Annotated in this window: 17 protein-coding genes; 10 read left to right on the top strand and 7 right to left on the bottom strand. The window is 69.7% G+C overall.

The window, feature by feature from the left end; all coding sequences use genetic code 11:
* The first annotated feature begins 1 nt into the window (after position 1).
* Entirely contained in the window at positions 2-1,117 is a 1,116-nt protein-coding gene (locus ACSHWB_RS30165; protein ID WP_439656654.1) for a glycosyltransferase 87 family protein, read from the top strand.
* Here ACSHWB_RS30165 and ACSHWB_RS30170 read toward each other — a convergent pair.
* Positions 1,044-1,568, bottom strand: a complete 525-nt coding sequence (locus tag ACSHWB_RS30170; protein ID WP_439656655.1) for a DUF4232 domain-containing protein — start codon at positions 1,566-1,568, stop codon at positions 1,044-1,046. The two genes, ACSHWB_RS30165 and ACSHWB_RS30170, sit on opposite strands and share 74 nt — an antisense overlap.
* 20 nt (positions 1,569-1,588) lie before the next feature.
* The gene (locus ACSHWB_RS30175; protein WP_439656656.1) at positions 1,589-2,476 is read right to left on the bottom strand and encodes a trypsin-like serine peptidase; all 888 of its coding nucleotides are present in this window, start codon (positions 2,474-2,476) and stop codon (positions 1,589-1,591) included.
* 150 nt (positions 2,477-2,626) lie between these two features.
* On the opposite strand from ACSHWB_RS30175, the gene mptB reads away from it, so the two are divergent.
* The 4 genes from mptB to ACSHWB_RS30195 are packed head-to-tail and all read left to right on the top strand — an operon-like array spanning position 2,627 to position 7,476.
* Positions 2,627-4,123, top strand: coding sequence for a polyprenol phosphomannose-dependent alpha 1,6 mannosyltransferase MptB (gene mptB, locus ACSHWB_RS30180; RefSeq protein WP_439656657.1), 1,497 nt, complete (start codon positions 2,627-2,629; stop codon positions 4,121-4,123).
* Positions 4,116-5,279 (top strand): glycosyltransferase 87 family protein, encoded by a 1,164-nt coding sequence (locus ACSHWB_RS30185; protein WP_439656658.1) that lies wholly within the window; start codon positions 4,116-4,118, stop codon positions 5,277-5,279. Before mptB ends, ACSHWB_RS30185 begins: the two co-directional genes overlap by 8 nt.
* The gene (locus tag ACSHWB_RS30190) at positions 5,269-6,549 is read left to right on the top strand and encodes a glycosyltransferase 87 family protein (protein ID WP_439656659.1); all 1,281 of its coding nucleotides are present in this window, start codon (positions 5,269-5,271) and stop codon (positions 6,547-6,549) included. The genes ACSHWB_RS30185 and ACSHWB_RS30190 overlap by 11 nt, the downstream gene beginning before the upstream one ends.
* Positions 6,550-6,585: 36 nt before the next feature.
* Positions 6,586-7,476, top strand: a complete 891-nt coding sequence (locus ACSHWB_RS30195) for a hypothetical protein (RefSeq protein WP_439656660.1) — start codon at positions 6,586-6,588, stop codon at positions 7,474-7,476.
* Here ACSHWB_RS30195 and ACSHWB_RS30200 read toward each other — a convergent pair.
* Positions 7,470-8,540 carry a GTP-binding protein gene (locus ACSHWB_RS30200; protein WP_439656661.1) on the bottom strand — a complete coding sequence of 357 codons (1,071 nt, stop codon included), beginning with the start codon at positions 8,538-8,540 and terminating at the stop codon, positions 7,470-7,472. The genes ACSHWB_RS30195 and ACSHWB_RS30200 overlap by 7 nt on opposite strands.
* A complete protein-coding gene (locus ACSHWB_RS30205) occupies positions 8,540-9,553 on the bottom strand; it encodes a GTP-binding protein (protein WP_439656662.1) in 1,014 nt (337 codons plus the stop codon). Before ACSHWB_RS30205 ends, ACSHWB_RS30200 begins: the two co-directional genes overlap by 1 nt.
* A gap of 73 nt (positions 9,554-9,626) precedes the next feature.
* On the opposite strand from ACSHWB_RS30205, the gene ACSHWB_RS30210 reads away from it, so the two are divergent.
* Genes ACSHWB_RS30210 through ACSHWB_RS30220 form a run of 3 tightly spaced genes read left to right on the top strand, consistent with a single transcriptional unit; the run spans position 9,627 to position 11,245 of the window.
* The gene (locus ACSHWB_RS30210; RefSeq protein ID WP_439656663.1) at positions 9,627-10,244 is read left to right on the top strand and encodes a DsbA family oxidoreductase; all 618 of its coding nucleotides are present in this window, start codon (positions 9,627-9,629) and stop codon (positions 10,242-10,244) included.
* Position 10,245: 1 nt separating this feature from the next.
* Positions 10,246-10,587 carry an STAS domain-containing protein gene (locus ACSHWB_RS30215; protein WP_439656664.1) on the top strand — a complete coding sequence of 114 codons (342 nt, stop codon included), beginning with the start codon at positions 10,246-10,248 and terminating at the stop codon, positions 10,585-10,587.
* The gene (locus tag ACSHWB_RS30220; protein WP_439656665.1) at positions 10,580-11,245 is read left to right on the top strand and encodes a DUF1345 domain-containing protein; all 666 of its coding nucleotides are present in this window, start codon (positions 10,580-10,582) and stop codon (positions 11,243-11,245) included. The genes ACSHWB_RS30215 and ACSHWB_RS30220 overlap by 8 nt, the downstream gene beginning before the upstream one ends.
* Here the strand turns inward: ACSHWB_RS30220 and ACSHWB_RS30225 are convergent, their stop codons facing one another.
* Positions 11,246-11,683 (bottom strand): helix-turn-helix domain-containing protein, encoded by a 438-nt coding sequence (locus tag ACSHWB_RS30225; RefSeq protein ID WP_439656666.1) that lies wholly within the window; start codon positions 11,681-11,683, stop codon positions 11,246-11,248.
* Positions 11,684-11,757: 74 nt separating this feature from the next.
* Here ACSHWB_RS30225 and ACSHWB_RS30230 point away from each other — a divergent pair, with 74 nt between their 5' ends.
* Together ACSHWB_RS30230 and ACSHWB_RS30235 are read left to right on the top strand one after the other, a co-directional pair.
* Complete coding sequence (locus ACSHWB_RS30230) at positions 11,758-12,948, top strand: MFS transporter (RefSeq protein ID WP_439656667.1); 1,191 nt, start codon at positions 11,758-11,760, stop codon at positions 12,946-12,948.
* A gap of 37 nt (positions 12,949-12,985) precedes the next feature.
* Positions 12,986-13,921, top strand: a complete 936-nt coding sequence (locus tag ACSHWB_RS30235; RefSeq protein WP_439656668.1) for a phosphotransferase — start codon at positions 12,986-12,988, stop codon at positions 13,919-13,921.
* On the opposite strand, the gene ACSHWB_RS30240 is transcribed toward ACSHWB_RS30235, so the two are convergent.
* Positions 13,912-15,834: a putative bifunctional diguanylate cyclase/phosphodiesterase gene (locus ACSHWB_RS30240; protein WP_439656669.1), complete on the bottom strand. Its 1,923-nt coding sequence runs from the start codon at positions 15,832-15,834 to the stop codon at positions 13,912-13,914. The two genes, ACSHWB_RS30235 and ACSHWB_RS30240, sit on opposite strands and share 10 nt — an antisense overlap.
* Positions 15,831-16,865, bottom strand: a complete 1,035-nt coding sequence (locus ACSHWB_RS30245; RefSeq protein WP_439656670.1) for a sugar ABC transporter substrate-binding protein — start codon at positions 16,863-16,865, stop codon at positions 15,831-15,833. The genes ACSHWB_RS30240 and ACSHWB_RS30245 overlap by 4 nt, the downstream gene beginning before the upstream one ends.
* Positions 16,866-16,995: the final 130 nt, after the last annotated feature.

The following is a 16,995-nucleotide window of genomic DNA, read 5'->3' on the forward strand; positions in this document are numbered from 1 at the left end:
CGTGTCCATCGCTTCTCCAGTGCGGCTCACGGCTGCCCTCTGGCTGGCCGTCCTGGTGTGGCTGCTGATCACCTGGTCCGGTCACTACCCGATCGACCTCGACGTGTACCGGCTCGGCGGGCTCGCCTGGCTCGAGGGCAGCCCCCTCTACGTCGGGTTCACCGGGCCGCCGCTCGACCCGCAGCTGCCCTTCACGTACCCGCCGATCGCGGCGGTGCTGTTCAGCGGGCTGAACCTCCTGCCGGACGGGTCGCACACCCTGCTGGTGGTCGCGTCCGGCTTCGTCGCGCTCACCGCGGTGTGCGTCGCCGTGGCGGGGAAGGTGCAGCCACGTCTCAAGTGGACGGTCGGGCCGCTGGCCGCGATCGGCGCGCTGGCGCTCGACCCGGTGTGGATGACCTACGGCTACGGCCAGATCAACCTGTACCTGATGGCGCTGGTCGTGACGGACGTGCTGGTGGTGAAGGACAAGCGCTGGCGTGGCGTGCTGATCGGCGTCGCCGCGGCGATCAAGCTCACGCCCGCGATCTTCGTGCTGTACTTCCTCGTTCGGCGCGACTGGCGGGCGGCGATCACGTCGATGGCCACGTTCGCCGGACTGGCGGTCACGGGATTCCTGCTCGCACCGAAGGACTCGCTGCAGTACTGGACGCACTCGCTGCTCAACCCCGACCGCATCGGCGACATGTCGTTGTCCACGAACCAGTCGATCCGCGGCCTGCTGCGCGGCTTCGGCCTCGCACCCGGAGTGGAAACGCTGCTGTGGGTCGTGCTCGCCGCCGCCGTGGTCGCCACCGCGGCCGTGGTGGCCCGGCGCACCCGCGACGACCTCGTCGCACTGTTCGTCATCGCGGGTGCCGGGCTGCTGGCCTCACCGGTCTCCTGGGTGCACCACTGGGTGTGGTGCGTGCCGGTGCTGGTGTTCCTCGCCGTGCGGGGCCACTGGGTCCCCTTCGCCGCCGTGTTCCTGGTGTTCGTCACGCGGCTGCACGAGTTCGACACCTACGTGTGGCTGGCCGTCATGGCGTTGGGGCTGCTGGCCTTCAGGCAGGCGACACGGACGTCAGCTCCACCGACGATCCCCGCAGTGCCTCTCCCGCGGGCCACGGCACGGTGACCGTGTGGCCGCCGTCGACCGGCAGGTTCAGGTTCACGACGTCGGGCTGGAACGACACCGGGGCCTGCGAGGACATGAGAATCCGCGACTCGGCGCCCTTGCCGGGCTGGACGTTCACCGGCGCGGGGGAGCCGTTGGGGTCGTCCAGCACGACGGTGATCCCGCTGTCGTCACCCTCGCTGTGCCCACTGCCCTTGGTGAACGTGACGGCCGTCGGCGCGCCCTGCAGCTTGCAGTTCGTGTGGTCCCCGGCCGCCGTGTAGTGCAGGACGAACGCCTGCTGGCCCGCCGACGAGTACGGGTCCTGCGTCACCGAGACGGTGAGGTCCGAGACGTCGCACGGCTGGTCGGACGGGTTGGCGGACGCGGTACCGGCCACCAGCGGCAGCGCGGTGGCGGCGAACAAAGCGGCGGCACCCAGCCCCGCGACCGTCCTGTGCTTGCTGTTCACTTCGACACCCTCCCTGTTGATCAGAGGTCGTTCGCGCTCACGTAGAGCGCCCGCACGGCCTCGGAGAACGCCGCACCGCTCAGGTCTGTCGTGACCAGGTCGGCGTTCATGGTTCCCCGGCTCGTGACCGAGAAGATCGTGCCCTTGCCCGTGGCCGGGTCGAACCCGCGCAGCCACGGCCCGCCGCTGGAACCACCGGCGAGATCGCAGTCCGTCTCCCACGCCGACAGGACCGAGTTGACCTTCAACGTCGCCGGTCGCTCGCACGACAGCAGCGCCTCACCGCGGGCCAGCTGCGAGACCGGATACCCCAGCGCGGTTGTATCAACCGGCGATACAACTGTGTCGAACGACACGGCCTGCGAGCCGGCCACGTCCTCGACGTGCCCGCCGTCCACGGGGTCGAGCGCGATCACCGCGTCGTCGTCCAGTCCGCTGCTGGGCCCGCTGTACGTGTCGGACCAGGCGAAGGCACGTGCCGCGAACACCCCGTGCGGGCGCGCGCCGCGGTCGTAGCCGGGGACGAACACCACGTTGACGATCTTGATCGGGTTGTCCCAGCGGTCCAGGCCACCGTTGACGCAGTGCCCGGCCGTCAGCACCACGTCCTTGGTCGCGCTCGGCACCACCGTCGCCGTGCAGGAGTGGTCCTCGCCCTTCGAGTTCGACAGGAACACCCTGCCGACGCCCGGTGCAACGCCCTCGTACGGCTTCGAGATCTGCTCGGCGGGCGGGAGATCACCGTCGCCGACCGCCTTCATCCGTTCCGGCGTCCAGTGGGCCAGTGCGGCGGCGCGGTCCGGTTGCGGCACCTTCGTCACCACCTGACCGGTTTCCGCCTGTGCCGGAGCCGCCACCAGGGCCGCGGCGAGGATCACTCCGGTCGTGCCGAGCGCTTTCCAGGTCATGATCGGGGGACGTTCCACAGAGGACGGGAGTTGCGCGGAACCCGTCAAACCAGCATTTGGTATGAGATTCCGCCGGAGGAACACCGGCGAAAGCAGGGGTTCCGGTGCTTCCTCCTGGTCCCTGCGCCGCCGGTGCGATTGCCTCATCCCGTGGATTCGGCCGTGCAGCTGTTCCGCCGAGTTCCGCGCAACGTCCTGTGGCCCGGTGTGTTCGGCGCCGTCATGCTCGCCGTGGGCGGGCTGGGAGCGGGCGCGATCGTCCGCAGGGACCCGCTGCTGAGCGGCACGCCCCTCAACGCCGTCAGGTACGGCCACGGTCACGACCTGGCGTTCCTGGTGTTGTTCGCGGGACTAGCGCTGATGGTCCTGTCCTGGGTGCGGCTGGGACGGCTGGTGCTCGGCGGGCAGGCAGGCGGCCGGGTCGTGGCCGCGGCCGCGGCGGCGTGGACCGCGCCGTTGATCGTCGCGCCGCCGCTCTACAGCCGTGACGTCTACAGCTACCTGGCGCAGGGTGCGGTGGCGCTGCGCGGCTTCGACCCCTACTCGCGTGGCGCCGCCGTGCTCGACCTGCCGTTGCGGGGCAACGTGGCCGGGCTGTGGCAGGAGACCCCGTCGCCGTACGGGCCGTTGTTCCTGTTGCTGGGCAAGGCGACGGTGTGGCTGACCGGCGACAACGTCATCCTCGGCGCGATCGTCATGCGCGTCGGCGTGCTGGCGGGGCTGGTGCTGCTGGCGTGGGCGATCCCGGGCCTCACCCGGCACCTGGGCGGGCGCAGCTCGACGGCGCTGTGGCTCACGGTCGCGAACCCGCTGGTGGTGGCGCTGGGCATCGGCGGCGCGCACAACGACGTGCTGATGGTCGGGCTGATGGCGGCCGGTGTGCTGATGGTGCTGGACCGCAGGCACCTCAGGGGGTTCGCGCTGATCGCCCTGGCCACGGCGGTCAAGGCGACGGCGCTGCTGGTCCTGCCGTTCCTCGTGTGGGTGTGGGCGGCTCGGCTGGAGGGGCCCGCCCGGCAGCGCTTCCTCACCGCGGTCGCGGCGGGCGGGGCGGTGTTCGCCGTGACGTTCGCGGCGGCGACGGTGATCGCCGGTGTCGACCTCGGCTGGATCGGCGTGCTGCGGTCGCAGGGGCCGTTGCTGACGTGGATGTCGCTGCCGTGCGCGGTGGCCGAGCTGTTGTTCCACTCGGTCGGCAACCACGTGCCGGGCTTCACCTACCTCGGTTTCCTCTCGGTCTTCCGCACGGCGGGCGTGGTCGTGCTGGCGTACGTGCTGGTGCGGCAGTGGTGGCTCGCGCGGGAAGGCGGCGTCGAGGCGGTCCGGCGGGCCACGATCGCGTTGCTCGCGGCGTCGCTGCTCGCCCCCTCGGTGCTGCCCTGGTACTTCACCTGGGCGCTGGCCCTCGCGGCGGCCTTCGCGTGGAAGGACCGCTGGATCGCCGTGGTGGCAGGCGTTTCGGTGTGGATGGTGCTCGTCACGCTGCCCGACGGAACGATCGTCGCGCGCTGGACGTACGACTCGATGAACCCCTGGGTGTGGTGGCCGTACCTGGCCGCGACAGTCTTGACGGGAGTGTGGGTCGGTCGAGCGCTGCTGCAACCTGTGCGTCAGCCCGCCGAGGTTGCTGGAGGAACCGGTGATTGAACAGCGTGTCCTGAGGTTCGCGCCGCTGGTGCTGCTGCTGTCGCTCGGCGTCTACGCCGCGACGGCGAACTGGGGGATGATCGACCTCAAGGTCTACTGGAGCCTCGCGCCCAACGTGCTGCGCGACCAGCTCTACACGATCGACATGCCGTTCACCGCGGACTTCCCGCTGCCGTTCACCTATCCACCGTTCGCGGCGGCGGTGTTCCTCCCGCTGTCGGCACTGCCGTGGGTCGCCGCACAGGTCGTCTGGCAGGTGCTGTCGCTGGTCTGCCTGTGGTGGCTGGTGCGCACGGCGCTGAAGCTGCTGGCCGCGAAGGCCGAGCAGCCGTACGACGGGCGCCGCGCTCTGTTGTGGACGGCGGTCGCGCTGTGGTTCGAGCCGGTGCGCAAGACCCTCGACTTCGGACAGATCAACCTGGTGCTGGTCGCCGGGGTGTTCGCGGCGATGGTCGCGGTCCGGCAGACGGTCGCGGGCCTCGGCGTCGGCGTCGCCGCCGGGATGAAGCTGACGCCGGCGATCTCCGGGCTGTACTTCCTCGTCACGCGCCGGTGGAAGGCAGCGCTGTGGTCGATCGCGGGCTTCGCGGTCACCGTGGCACTGGGTTTCCTCGTGTCGGCGGGGGACTCGTGGCGCTACTGGTTCGAACTGCTCGGCGCCGCGGACCGCGTCGGCCCGGTGGGCTCGGTGATCAACCAGTCGCTGCGCGGTGCCCTGTCGCGTTCCCTGGGTTACGACGTCGAGATGTCCTGGCCGTGGCTGCTCGCCGTCGCCGTGTCCGCCGCGCTGACCTGGTTCGCGCTGCGGGCGGCCGTGCGCGCCGGCGACACGTTGTCCGCCGTGATCACCGTGCAGGTGTTCGGGCTGCTGGTCTCGCCGATCTCGTGGAGCCACCACTGGCTGTGGGTGATCCCGCTGGTCCTGTGGCTGGTCTACGGGCGGCGGAACCTGCTTCTGGCGGCGGTGTGGGTGGTCGCCGTCTGCTCGGACGTCATCACGATCCTGATCGACCTGCAGCCGTCCATCTGGGAGATCCCGAGACCGTGGCCGCTCGCCGCGCTCGGCTGGGTGTACCCGGCGCTCGCCCTGCTCACCCTCGTGGTGACGCCGACACTGCTCGACCCGATCCCGAAGGCAGAACGTGTTGCGACTTAAGCCCCTCGCCCAGCTCGAACGGCGGTTGCTCGGGTTCGCCCCGTGGCTGCTGGTGGTCTCGATGCTCGCCCGCACGTGGGTCATCGTCACCGGGTTCGGCAACGAGTCGATCGACCTGCACGTGTACTGGTCGCTGGCACCGCACGTGCTGGAAGGCGACCTGTACCGGGTGTTCTCGCCGCACTCGCCGCCGGACTTCCCGCTGCCGTTCACCTACCCGCCGTTCGGCGCGCTGGTGTTCCTGCCGATGACGTGGCTGTTCTGGGGCGCGGCGCAGTGGAGCTTCCGGCTGCTGACGGTGCTGTGCCTGTACTGGGTCGTGCGGGTGGCGTTGCGGCTCGTGGCGGGGGAGTCGTGGAGCGACTCGAAGGTGTGGCGGCAGCGCGCGATCCTGTGGACCGCGGTGCTGCTGTGGATGATGCCCGTCTTCCACACCTTCGAGTTCGGGCAGATCAACCTGGTGCTGGCCGGTGTGGTGCTGGCCTCGTTGGTGGCACGGGACTCGCGGGTCGCGGGGGCCGGGATCGGCCTGACCGCCGGGGTGAAGCTCGTGCCCGCGATCTCGGGGCTCTACTTCCTGGCCACGCGGCGGTGGAAGGCCGCTTTGTGGTCGGTGGCGGCGTTTCTGGGCAGCGCCGGGCTCGGGTTCCTGGTGAACTTCGAGCAGGCGCGGCAGTACTGGTTCGTGCTGTTCGGTGATCCGGACAGGGTGGGGCCGATCGCCACCGCGCACAACCAGTCGTTGCGCGGGGCGTTGTCGCGGACTTTCGGGTACGACGTGGGCATGTCGTGGCCGTGGATCGTGGCCGCGCTGGTCTCGACGGTTCTCGCCTTGTTCGCGTTGCGGTCGGCTGTACGGGCCGGGGATGCGTTGATCGGCGTGTTGTCCGTGCAGTTCCTGGGGTTGTTGCTGTCGCCGATCTCCTGGGACCACCACTGGGTTTGGGTGGCGCCGCTGCTGATCTGGTTGGTGTACGAGAAGGTCGTGCCCTGGGCGCGGGTCACGCTGCTGGTGCTGTGGGTGCCGGTGATGTTCCTGGACGTGATCGCGTTCCAGCTGGACCGGCAGCCGACGATCTGGACGATCAGCCGGCCGGGGTGGTTGTCGGTGATCGGCTGGGCCTACCCGGCGTTCGCGCTGGTCACGCTGGCGGTCATCGCGGTCACGGTGGCGAGGCCGAACTCCGCTGTGCGCTTTGCGAGGGAACTCTCCGATGGTCATGAGAATTCGAGGCCAGCGGGAATGCATTCCACGTCATTGTCGTCATGAGGCGGGTTCGTCCGGTGGTCGGATAGCATCCAGCCGGTGGGAGAAGAATCGCGGAATACAAGCCACGGGGATGTCCAGGGAAACCTGGTCCAGACCGGGGAAATTCGCGGTGACCTGAACTTCCATGCCGCTTCTCCTTCTCCGCAACCGGAGCCGGAGCCCGCGCTCTGGTATCGCATTCTCGCGATCGTGTTCGTGGTCGAGGTGGCCCTCGGCGGGCCGGGTGCGGGGCCGATTCCACTGATGTCGCAGTCCCAGCAGTCGCCGCCGGCCCGGTCCCAGGTGATCGAGTCACCGGCTCCGTCGTCTCTGCCCTCGCAGCCCCGCACGACGCAGCAACTCGCACCGTGGTCACAGAAACCGCAACCCCAACCCGCGCGGCCACGATCACCGCAGTTGCAGGTGGCGAAGGAAAAGCTGGTCAACGCGTGCGCGAACAGGCAGGCGGACGACCAGCGGACCCGTGAGGGCGGGCCGGTCGCCTACACGCCAGGGCTCGTGTACGAGATCGTGGTGCAGAACCCGAGCGACACCGAGATCGTTCTGACCGGTCTGCGGGCCGATGTCTCTCGGCGGCAGATGTCCTCGGCCGGTGAGCTCGCCCCTGCGCCGGGCGGGTGCAGGTTCTGGACGGACATGCCCGTGCGGGAACTGGTGTTCAACCTCGACACCGAACGTCCACGTGCCGTTTCCGCGGAACGCGTCGAGACGGATGGCAACGTCTCAATGCAGCTGCCGACAACGGGAGTCCCGCGCAAATCTTTCCCGTACAAAGTGCTGAAAGGTGAGTCCGAAGTATTTCACGTGGGCTTTGAGACTTCGCGATGTGACTGCGAGTTCACGCTCGTCGTCGAAGCGGCAGCCGGCGGGGAGTCGATCGAGGCGTCGCTTTCCACGGTCCATCGCGTCGTTCCGAAGAATCAGTAGACGTGCTCGTGGTCGTGCAGCTCGCTGAAGTCCCACTCCGGCAACGGGTCCTCGAAAGCGAGCCACGCCTCCGGCCCCGCCGCCAGCTCCGAGTCGGTGAGCAGCGCGGGATCCAGGCGCTGAGCGGGCTCGGTCACGTCGAGCCCCACCCCGATGAACACCAGCTCCTGCCGGCCGAGGGGCGCGTCGAGCAGCTCACCGGGCTCGATCACCAGGTTCGGTCCCGCCTGCGACCACACGGCCAGCACGTCCGGGCGGGAAGCGATGTGGCAGAAACCCTTGCTGCGCAACACCCCTTCCCAGTCGCTCAACGCCGAGGCCAGCCGTGCCGGGTGGAACGGGCGTGACGCGCGGTAGGTGACCGACCGGATCCCGTACTCCTCGGTCTCCGGGGTGTGCCCGCCCGCGAGCTCGGCGGCCCAGCCCGGTGCCTGCGCGGCGAGGACCGGGTCGTAGAGCCCGGTGTCGAGCACGTCCGCCAGGTCCACGACTCCCCGGCGCGTGTGCAGCAGCCGTGCCGACGGGTTCAGGCGTCGCAGCAACGCGTCGAGCTTGGCGAGCTCATCAAGATCCACGAGGTCGGTCTTGTTCACCACCAGCACGTTCGCGAACTCCACCTGGTCCACGAGCAGGTCCGAGACGTCGCCCGCAGCCAGTTCGCGCAGGAAACCCGAGGCGTCGACCAGCGTGACCATCGTGTCGAGCCGGGCGTGGTCGGACAGGCTCGTGCCGTCGGCGAAGGTCCAGTCGAACGTCGCCGCCACCGGCATCGGCTCGGAGATGCCCGTCGACTCGACCAGGATCGTGTCGAACCGGCCCGAGCGCGCCAGGTCGCCGACGCTGTCGAGCAGGTCCTCGCGCAACGTGCAGCAGATGCAGCCGTTGGTGAGCTCGACGAGGCGTTCCGTCGAGCGGTCGATGAGCGCGGCGTCGATGTTGACCTCGCTCATGTCGTTCACGATCACGGCGACCCGCCGGCCCGCGCGGTTCGCGAGCACGTGGTTGAGCAGTGTCGTCTTGCCGGCGCCCAGGAAGCCGGACAGCACGGTCACGGGGGTGCGCATCAGAGTTCCATCTCCTCGTGCCAGTCGGCGAACGGGTCGGCGAAGTCGAGCTCGGCGATCAGGCCCAGTTCCTCGTCGGTGACCAGGGCCGAACGCAGCGCCGCGGCGATCTCGGCGGCGTCGGCGGACCTGGTGATCACCACGACCTCCTGGTCGGGTGCGCCCTCCCACGGGCCGAGGTTGCCCACGCGCAGACCGGCGCCCGCGGACTCCAGCCACAGCGCCGCGCCGGGCTGGCTCGCCACCCACACCCGGCCGCGCACCCGCACCACGCCGTCGAGCAGCACGTCGATGCAGTTGTGCAGGCGCATCGGGTGGAACGGGCGGCGGTCGGTGAAGTGGACGACGGACACGCCGTGCGCCGGCTCCAGCGACGGGCACCCGAACAGCAGCGAGCCGAAGCCGTCGTCGATCTCGCCGCGCCTCGCGTCAACGGGGATCGCGTCGAGCAACGCGACGACGTCCAGTTCGGACAGCTGCTGACGGGGTGCGTGGGGCGTGAGCCGGTCGAGCACGGCGGTGAGCACCGGGTCGGCGGGACCGGTCAGCACCAGCGCGTCCGCGAACTCCGCCTGCCCGACCACGACCTGCGCGACGGTCCGCTCGTCTCCCTCCGCCGCGCGCATGCCCCGGTCGGCGAGCGAGTCGGCGCCGGTCGCGTCGTCGAGCCAGGTGGCGCTGTCGACCACCGTGACGACGGCCTCGACCTCCACCTCGGTCCCGCTCAGCGCGAAGCAGACGGCCTCCGGTTCGAGCATCGGGTCCAGCTGCACGATCACGCGCCCGTCGAGCCCTTCCAGCAACGGGACGAGGTCCAGCCGCAACGTGCACGACACGCACCCGTGCGCGAGCTCCAGCACCGTGAGCCGGCCGTCCGCCCAGCGCCGCACGACCCCCTCGGCCAACCCGCTGAGGTCGTGCCTGACCAGCGACGACTCCGGTGACGCCCGCCAGAGCTCGTCGGCCACGTCGTGGTGGGTGAACCCGGCTACCAATACGACACGTGCTGCCATGACCGGCAGCCTACATGACAACGATTATCGTTTCTGAACGGACGTCGCTAGCCTGGCATGACATGATCGAACGATGCAGGTCGAGTTCTGGGCTGACGTCATCTGTCCGTGGTGCTACATCGGCAAGGCGCGCTTCGAGAAGGCGCTGGCCGGGTTCGAGCACCGCTCCGAGGTCACCGTGGTGCACCGCGCGTTCGAGCTGGACCCCACGACAGCCGGCGTCCAGTCCGTGCAGGACATGCTCGCCACCAAGTTCGGCCCGCGCGCCGCCGAGATGGAGGAGTCGGTCGCCCAGCTCGCGCGCGACGAGGGCCTCGAGTACCGGCTCGACCGCGAGGTCGGCAACACGTTCGACGTGCACCGGCTGCTGCACCTGGCGGGGGAGAAGGGCATCGGGCAGGACGTCCTCACCGCCGTGCTGCACGCCAACTTCGGGCAGGCGCGCTCGCTGTTCACCCCCGAGTCGCTGACGGAGATCGCCACCGAGGCCGGGCTCGACGCCGCCGACGTGAAGACCGTGCTGGAAGACCCCGCCGCGTACGCCGAGGAGGTGCGCGCCGACGAGCAGCGCGCACGGGACATCGGTGTCTCGGGGGTGCCGTTTGTGGTCGTCGGCGGACGTCTGGCCGTCGCCGGTGCACAGCCCACCGAGTTGTTCGGACGGGCGCTGACCCAAGCCTGGGAGGCGTGAGATGGAAGAGACGCCGTTGACGGTCGACTCGGAGAAGCTCTCCCACGCCGTCGTGCTGCGTGCCGAGGGCGAGGTCGACTCGTACTCCGCGGACCTGTTGCGCGCCAAGCTGTCCGAGGCGTTCGAGGCCGGTCTGCCCGTGGTGCTGGACCTCAGTGCCGTCGAGTTCTTCGCGTCCGTGGGGCTGTCCGTCCTCGTGGAGTTCCACCTGCGTGGCGAGGAGCGCGGCACGCCGTTGCGCCTGGTGTCGCCCAGGGGAAGCGTGCTGCGGGCGTTGAAGGCCACGACGCTGAACGAGACGCTGGAGATGTACCTCGACCTGGACGCGGCGCTGCATGGCTGATCTGCCGTCCCGCCCGATGCCGGACGGTTTTGTGCTCGACCGCACCAAGGTCGTGGTCGCGATCGCGGCGGGCCTCGTCTGCGGCCTCGTCATCACGCTGACCGGCCACGGCGAGTTCGGCCTGCTGGTCGGCTGGGACGTGGCGACCCTCGTGTACCTGGTGCGCGCGTGGATGGTCATCTGGCCGATGGGCGCCGAGGAGACCGCGCAGCACGCCGTCCGCAACGACCCCACCCGCCGAGTCGCCGAGGTGCTGCTGCTCGTGGCGGCCTTGGCGAGCCTTGTGTCCGTGGGCTTCGTACTGGCCCGTGCGGCACACACGAGCGGAGGGTCCGAACTGCTGCGCGTCGGGCTCGGCGTGCTGTCCGTGGTGCTGTCGTGGACAGTCGTGCACACGATCTTCACCTTGCGCTATGCGCGCCTCTACTACTACGGCGCGGACGGCGGCATCGACTTCAACCAGGACGAACCGCCGGACTACGGCGACTTCGCGTACGTCGCGTTCAGCATCGGCATGACGTTCCAGGTGTCCGACACGAGCCTGTCCGGCCGCGAGATGCGCCGCACTGCCCTGAAGCACGCCCTGCTGTCGTACCTGTTCGGCACCGGCGTGCTCGCCACGACGATCAACCTGGTCGCGAGCATCAGCAGCCAGTGATCAGGCCGGGTGCTCCGCCATGAGCACCAGCGCGTCGAGCACCCGCCACCAGTCGTGCTCGCTCGCCTCGTGCCCGAGCGCCCCCGTGAGCAGGACGCACGCGCTGATCAGCCGCGCGGCCACGTCCTGCGGATCCTGACCGGACCGCTCGGCGAGCGCGGCGGCCGTCGCCCGGAAACGCCTGCTTCTGCTCAGCTTCACCACGCTCTGCGGCGCCGGGCCGGTCGTCGGCGCGACCGATCCGAACTCGATCGACAGCTCGGTGCCGAGCGCGGCGGCGAGCCTGGCGAGCGCGTTCGTCGTCGGGTTCCCGCGCCCGTTCTCCAGGTTCGCGATGTAGGGAACGGACAGCCCGGCGTCGGCGGCGACCGAGGCGACGGTGCGGCCCGATGCCTGCCGCAGCGCGCGCAGTCTCGGCCCGATGGGCTCGTTCGGCACTCGGGGCTCCTATCTTGACAGAACACTCTCGGCGGCGCTCTTATTCTCTCAAGAATACTACCTGGGGGTGGGCAGTGATCGAAGCACTGAGGATTCGCGATTTCCGGCTGTTGTGGGCCGGCCGCGTGGTGAGCCTGCTGGGCTCGTGGCTGCTGGTGATCGCGATCCCGGCACACGTCTACGCGCTGACCGGTTCCCTGCTCGCGACCGGCCTCACGCTCGCCGCCGAGTACCTGCCGCCACTGCTGTTCGGCCCGTTCGCCGGTGTGCTGACCGACCGGTGGGACCGCAGGCGGGTGATGATCGCCGCGGACCTGTTCCGGGCGGCGGCGGTGACCCTGATGGTGTTCGCGACGGCCGGGCACTCGCTGTGGCTGGTCTACGCCGCGCTGATCGCCGAGAGCACCGGCGCCGTGTTGTTCCGACCGGCCGCGCAGGCGCACATCCCGTTCGTCGTCGGTACCGGCAGTGGGCTGAGCAGCGCGAACTCGCTCAACGCGTTCACCGACGGCACGGTCCGGCTCGTCGCGCCCCCGCTCGGCGCGGCGATCCTGACGTTCGCCGGCTTCCAGACGCTCATCTGGATCGACGCCGCGAGCTACCTGGTCTCGGCTGCCGCGATCGCGTTGACTGCACGGTCCGCAGGACGGGTGGAGCGGGCGTCCGTCGACCTCGCAGGCGGGTGGAAGGTGTTGCGGGGCCTGCCGATCGCGGTGGCGCTGCTGCCGTTGACGGCGGTGTTCCTGGCGGCCAACGCGGCGCTCAGCGCCTTGCTCGTGCCGTTCGGGATCCGCCAACTCGGTGGCAGCGAACAGATCGGGCTCGTGGTGTCCGCACTGGGAGTCGGGTTTCTCCTTGGTGCGGTGGCGATCCGTCGGCTGGTCGACCGGGTGCGGCCGCGCCACCTGCTCGCGGCGACCCAGCTGGCGACCGCGGTGGCGTTCTTCGTGCTCTTCAGCTCGACGTCACTGGTGGTGGCGTTGCCCGCCGGCGTCGCGATCGGCGTGTTCGGCTCGATGACGCTCGTGACACCGCAAACGGCGCTGCAACGGGCGGTGCCGAACGAGGCGCTCGGCCGGATCAGCGCGGTGTTCCTGTCCGCGGAGGCGCTGGCGACGTTGATCGGCGCGCTGGTGGGGCCGCTGCTCGCGCAAACGCTGTCGCTGTCCGCCGCAGTGGTGGTCGCCTGCGTGGTCACCGCAGGGGGCGCGCTCGCGGGGCTGGTGCCGAAGTGGGACCGGACGCCTGTGGCCCACGGTAAATGATCTGCGCCCCACCCAGGCGTCGTGGCACGATCGTGCGATGACAGCCTTCGCCTCCCCAGAGGACATCGCCGGCCGCACCGAGGCGGCCACCCAGGCCGCTGTGGCAGCAGGTCGCGAGCTCGGCCTGGAGATCACCGAGGGCAAGGTCCTCTACGAACTCTTCTCGGTCGTCGTGCACCTCGCGCCCTCACCGGTCGTGGCCCGCATCCCGACCGTCCTGCCGCACACCACGACGCTCGAAAGCCTTGCCCGGCGCCAACAACAGGAGCTCGACGTGGCGCAGTGGCTGCACGACCAGGGCACCCCGGTGATCCCGCCCAGCCCGCTCGTCGACCGCAGGCCCGTCCAGAAGGACGGCTTCTCCATGACGTTCTGGCCGTTCACCGACGAGGACAAGTCCCAGGAACCCGACTACGTCAAGAACTCCGAGCTCACCGCCGACCTGCACAAGGCGCTCAGGGACTATCCCGGCGAACTGGACTTCCTGTCGTCGGCCGAACCGCGGTTCGTCAGGGAGGGCCTCGAAAGGCTCGAAGGTCTGGACATCGTCACCGCCGAGGATCTCCGCCGGGCCCGCGCCGAATGGGACGTCCTGGAGCCGATCGTCAGCTCGCAGGCCGAGTTCGAGAAGAAGTTCCCCGGTATCGACCTGCAGCCCGTCCACGGCGACTCGCCGCCCGCGAACATCTTCGCGAGCACGAACGGCCCGTTGTTCTCCGACTTCGAGCTGATCACGTACGGACCGGTCGAGTGGGACCTGGGCGGCCTCGGCCTGGAGCTCGAAGCCGCCTACGACCGCGGTGCCACCAAGAACGGCCTGCGCACGCTCGACAAGGAGGTGCTCAGGTTCGTCAACGCCGTCGGCGCGATCCGGGTGATCGCCTACCTGTCGGTCGCGGACCAGCTGCCCGCCATGGTCGACTTCATGCAGCCGTTCATCAACCAGTGGCGGGACACCGAGTCCTACGCGTGAGCCGCCGCCCGATCTCCCAGCCAGGCGACGATCTCCTCGGCGGGCAACGGCTCGCTGAGGAAATACCCCTGCACCACGTCACACCCGGCCTTGGCCAGCGCCGTCCAGGTGTCCTGGTCCTCCACGCCCTCGGCGACGGCCTGCAGCCCGAAGTTCTGGGCCAGGGCCACCAGGGCGTGCACGATCGCGCTGTCACCGGCGTCCGTGCACATGTGCGTGACGAACGACCGGTCGAGCTTCATCTCGTGCACCCGCATGCTGCGCAGGTAGGAGATGGACGAGTAGCCGGTGCCGAAGTCGTCGATGGACAGCCGCACGCCCAGCTCGGTCAGGCCGCGCAACACCTCCACCGCGCGGTCCGGGTCCGAGATGATCGCGGACTCGGTGATCTCCAGCGTCAGCAGCCGCGCGGGCAGTCCGTGGCGCTTGATCAGGTCGGCCACGTCGCCGGGGAACTCGGTGTGGTGCAGGCAGGCCGCGCCCACGTTCACCGACACCGGCACCTCCCAGCCCGCGTCCTGCCACGTGCGGCACTGGCGCAGCGCGGCGTCGATCACGTACCGGGTCAGCGGCTCGATGAGCCCGTTCTCCTCGGCGATCGGGATGAACTCGTCGGGACGCACGAGACCGCGCGTCGGGTGCTGCCAGCGGGCCAGTGCCTCGACACCGCACACCGCGCCCGTGTCGGCCAGCGCCTTGGGCTGGTAGTGCAGGAACAGCTCGCCGCGGTCGATCGCGTGCCGCAGCTCCGTCACCGCGGTCAGGTGCGCCGCGCCGCGTTCGTGCAGGCGGGCGTCGTACACGGCCACACCGGACTTCTCGCGCTTCGCCGCGTACATCGCGATGTCCGCGTGCCGCAGCAGCTCGTGGCCGTCACCCGAGTCCGCCGGGCACAGCGCCACGCCGACGCTGGCCGCTATCTCCAGTTCCAGGCCCTCCAGCGTCACCGGCATGGCCAGGGCCTGGAGGATCTTCTCCCCGACCATGCTCGCGTTCTCCGCCGAGCCGACACCGGGCAGCAGCACCGCGAACTCGTCGCCGCCCAGCCGTGCCACCAGGTCCGTGTCGCGCACCGCCCACGACAGGCGGTTCGCCACCTGGCGCAGCAACAGGTCGCCGGTGTGGTGCCCGAGCGAGTCGTTGACCTCCTTGAACCTGTCCAGGTCCACGATCAGCAACGCCAGCGGCTCGTCCTTCTTGCGCGCCTTGTCCACGGCCACGTCCATCCGCCGCGCGAGCAGCGTCCGGTTGGCCAGCCCGGTCAGGGCGTCGTGGTGCGCCTCGTGCTCGTTCTTGGCCGCCTGGCGCAGTATCTTGCGCCGGTACCCCAGCAGCACCCCGCCGAACAGCGCCACCAGGAACGCGTCCAGCACGAACGCCACGATCTGGGCGACCCGCAACCGCGCGTTCTTCTCGTCGGCCACCCGCAGGTACTCGGTGGTGTCGAGGCGCTTGGTGCCGATCGTCGAGGAGATCTGGCGCCGCAACGACGAGTGCGCCAAACCGGCCTGGTCCGCCTGCAGCGGATCGGACGTGGCGATCACCTTGCGCAGGATGTCCGCGGTCTGGTCGTACAACGGCAGCAGCCGCGACGCCTCGGCGGCGTCGGACGGCGTGCCGTTGGTGCGCAACCACTCCAGCTCGGTGCGGGCGGAGCCGAGGGAGTTCTCCAGCGGCTCGACGGTCTGCTCGGTCCGCGCCACCTGGAGGTCGCGCAGGGCGTTGTCGGCGATGTTGATGTGCTCCAGCACGCGGGCCCACCGCTCGCTGGTCGCGTTGAGCTGCCGCACGTGCGCGGTCGTGGCCTGCGCGCTGACACTGCTCCACAGCGCCAGCCCCGCGAGGACCAGCAGTCCGAACGTCAGCCCCACCGTCGCCACCCTCGCGGTGGCGCGGCCTTCCCAAAAGCTCACCGTGCCTGCTCCAACGGTCGCACCCAGCTCGCCGGATCCTCGACGAAGCTGTCGATCTGAGGCTGGAAGAACTCCTTGCGCGCCCTCTCGGACTCCTGCCGGTGCAGGACCTGGTCCAGGTTCGCGGTGGTCACCGTGAGCCCCGGCGTCTCGATCCAGCCCTGCGGCAGCGCCGCGCCGCCCTTCGCGTGCCGCGCGAGCAGCCAGCCCGCCACGGCGCCCTTGAGGTAGTGCTCCGGCGAGATCGACGCGACCATCGCGCCGTCCCTCACCGCCTGCAACGTTCTCGGGTCGACCCCGAACCCGCCCACCAGCCACCTCGCCGACTTCTCCGTTTTCAGCGCCGCGAGGCTCACTCCGTCGCAGTCGCCCGTACCAACGAACGCGAGGGCGTCCGGATTCGCTGCCACGAGACGTTTCCACGCGTCGCGATTCGCGGCGTCGTCACGTTGCGTGTCGAACGGCCCCAGCACCACTACCCCCGGTAGCTTTTCGGCGAACCGCCCCCGGATTCCATCGGCCCGGTCGTCGAACCCGGCGAGTCCCGGTGCCGTGTTCCCCAGCACCACTGTCCCTGTCGCTTCTGGGGGCAATCGGCGCATCAACTCGTCAGCCAGCTTTTCGCCGAGTTCGTAGTTGTCGTTACCGATGTGCAGTTTCACCCCGGAACTCGCGGTGAGCCGCATGTCCACACCCACCACGGCGACGTGCTGGGAGAGCGCCTCACCGATGGACGGCGCCATCAGCGCGGGCTCCGACGTCGCCACCGCGATTCCGCCTTTTGCCGCCATCGTCAAATCCCGGAACAACTCGACTTCCTTGTGCCCGTCCTGTCCGGGAGGACCGGTCACGGTCGCGCTCACCCCGCCGATCCTGCCGACGCCCTCGTGAAAGCCGCTGGTCATCTCCTGCGCGAAGGAACCGCCGGTGCGCTTGACCACGAAACCGACGTGCGGCAGGGCGACGGACTGGGCGGCACCACCGCAGCCTGACAACAGCACCAGACCCAGCACCAGTGCCGCAGCTCGCATGGATGACCTCGGGCTCGCTCGACCTACGGGTGATTGATCTCCAGAGCGGCCGATGCTACCGGAAGGGGGCCAATGTTCCGCCTTCGACGGCGGGGTGGATTGCGGAGCCACTTGTGTGGGCCCCTTGTCG

Origin of the sequence: Lentzea sp. HUAS TT2 (genome assembly GCF_051853195.1) — a bacterium.
Classification (GTDB): domain Bacteria; phylum Actinomycetota; class Actinomycetes; order Mycobacteriales; family Pseudonocardiaceae; genus Lentzea.

What these genes read in the sequence shown, in the direction of transcription:
- ACSHWB_RS30175 (WP_439656656.1), bottom strand. Translation starts at nt 2,476, where the DNA reads ATGACCTGGAAAGCGCTCGGCACGACCGGAGTGATCCTCGCCGCGGCC.
- ACSHWB_RS30200 (WP_439656661.1), bottom strand. Translation starts at nt 8,540, where the DNA reads ATGCGCACCCCCGTGACCGTGCTGTCCGGCTTCCTGGGCGCCGGCAAG.
- ACSHWB_RS30205 (WP_439656662.1), bottom strand. Translation starts at nt 9,553, where the DNA reads ATGGCAGCACGTGTCGTATTGGTAGCCGGGTTCACCCACCACGACGTG.
- ACSHWB_RS30210 (WP_439656663.1), top strand. Translation starts at nt 9,627, where the DNA reads ATGCAGGTCGAGTTCTGGGCTGACGTCATCTGTCCGTGGTGCTACATC.
- ACSHWB_RS30215 (WP_439656664.1), top strand. Translation starts at nt 10,246, where the DNA reads ATGGAAGAGACGCCGTTGACGGTCGACTCGGAGAAGCTCTCCCACGCC.
- ACSHWB_RS30220 (WP_439656665.1), top strand. Translation starts at nt 10,580, where the DNA reads ATGGCTGATCTGCCGTCCCGCCCGATGCCGGACGGTTTTGTGCTCGAC.
- ACSHWB_RS30235 (WP_439656668.1), top strand. Translation starts at nt 12,986, where the DNA reads ATGACAGCCTTCGCCTCCCCAGAGGACATCGCCGGCCGCACCGAGGCG.
- ACSHWB_RS30245 (WP_439656670.1), bottom strand. Translation starts at nt 16,865, where the DNA reads ATGCGAGCTGCGGCACTGGTGCTGGGTCTGGTGCTGTTGTCAGGCTGC.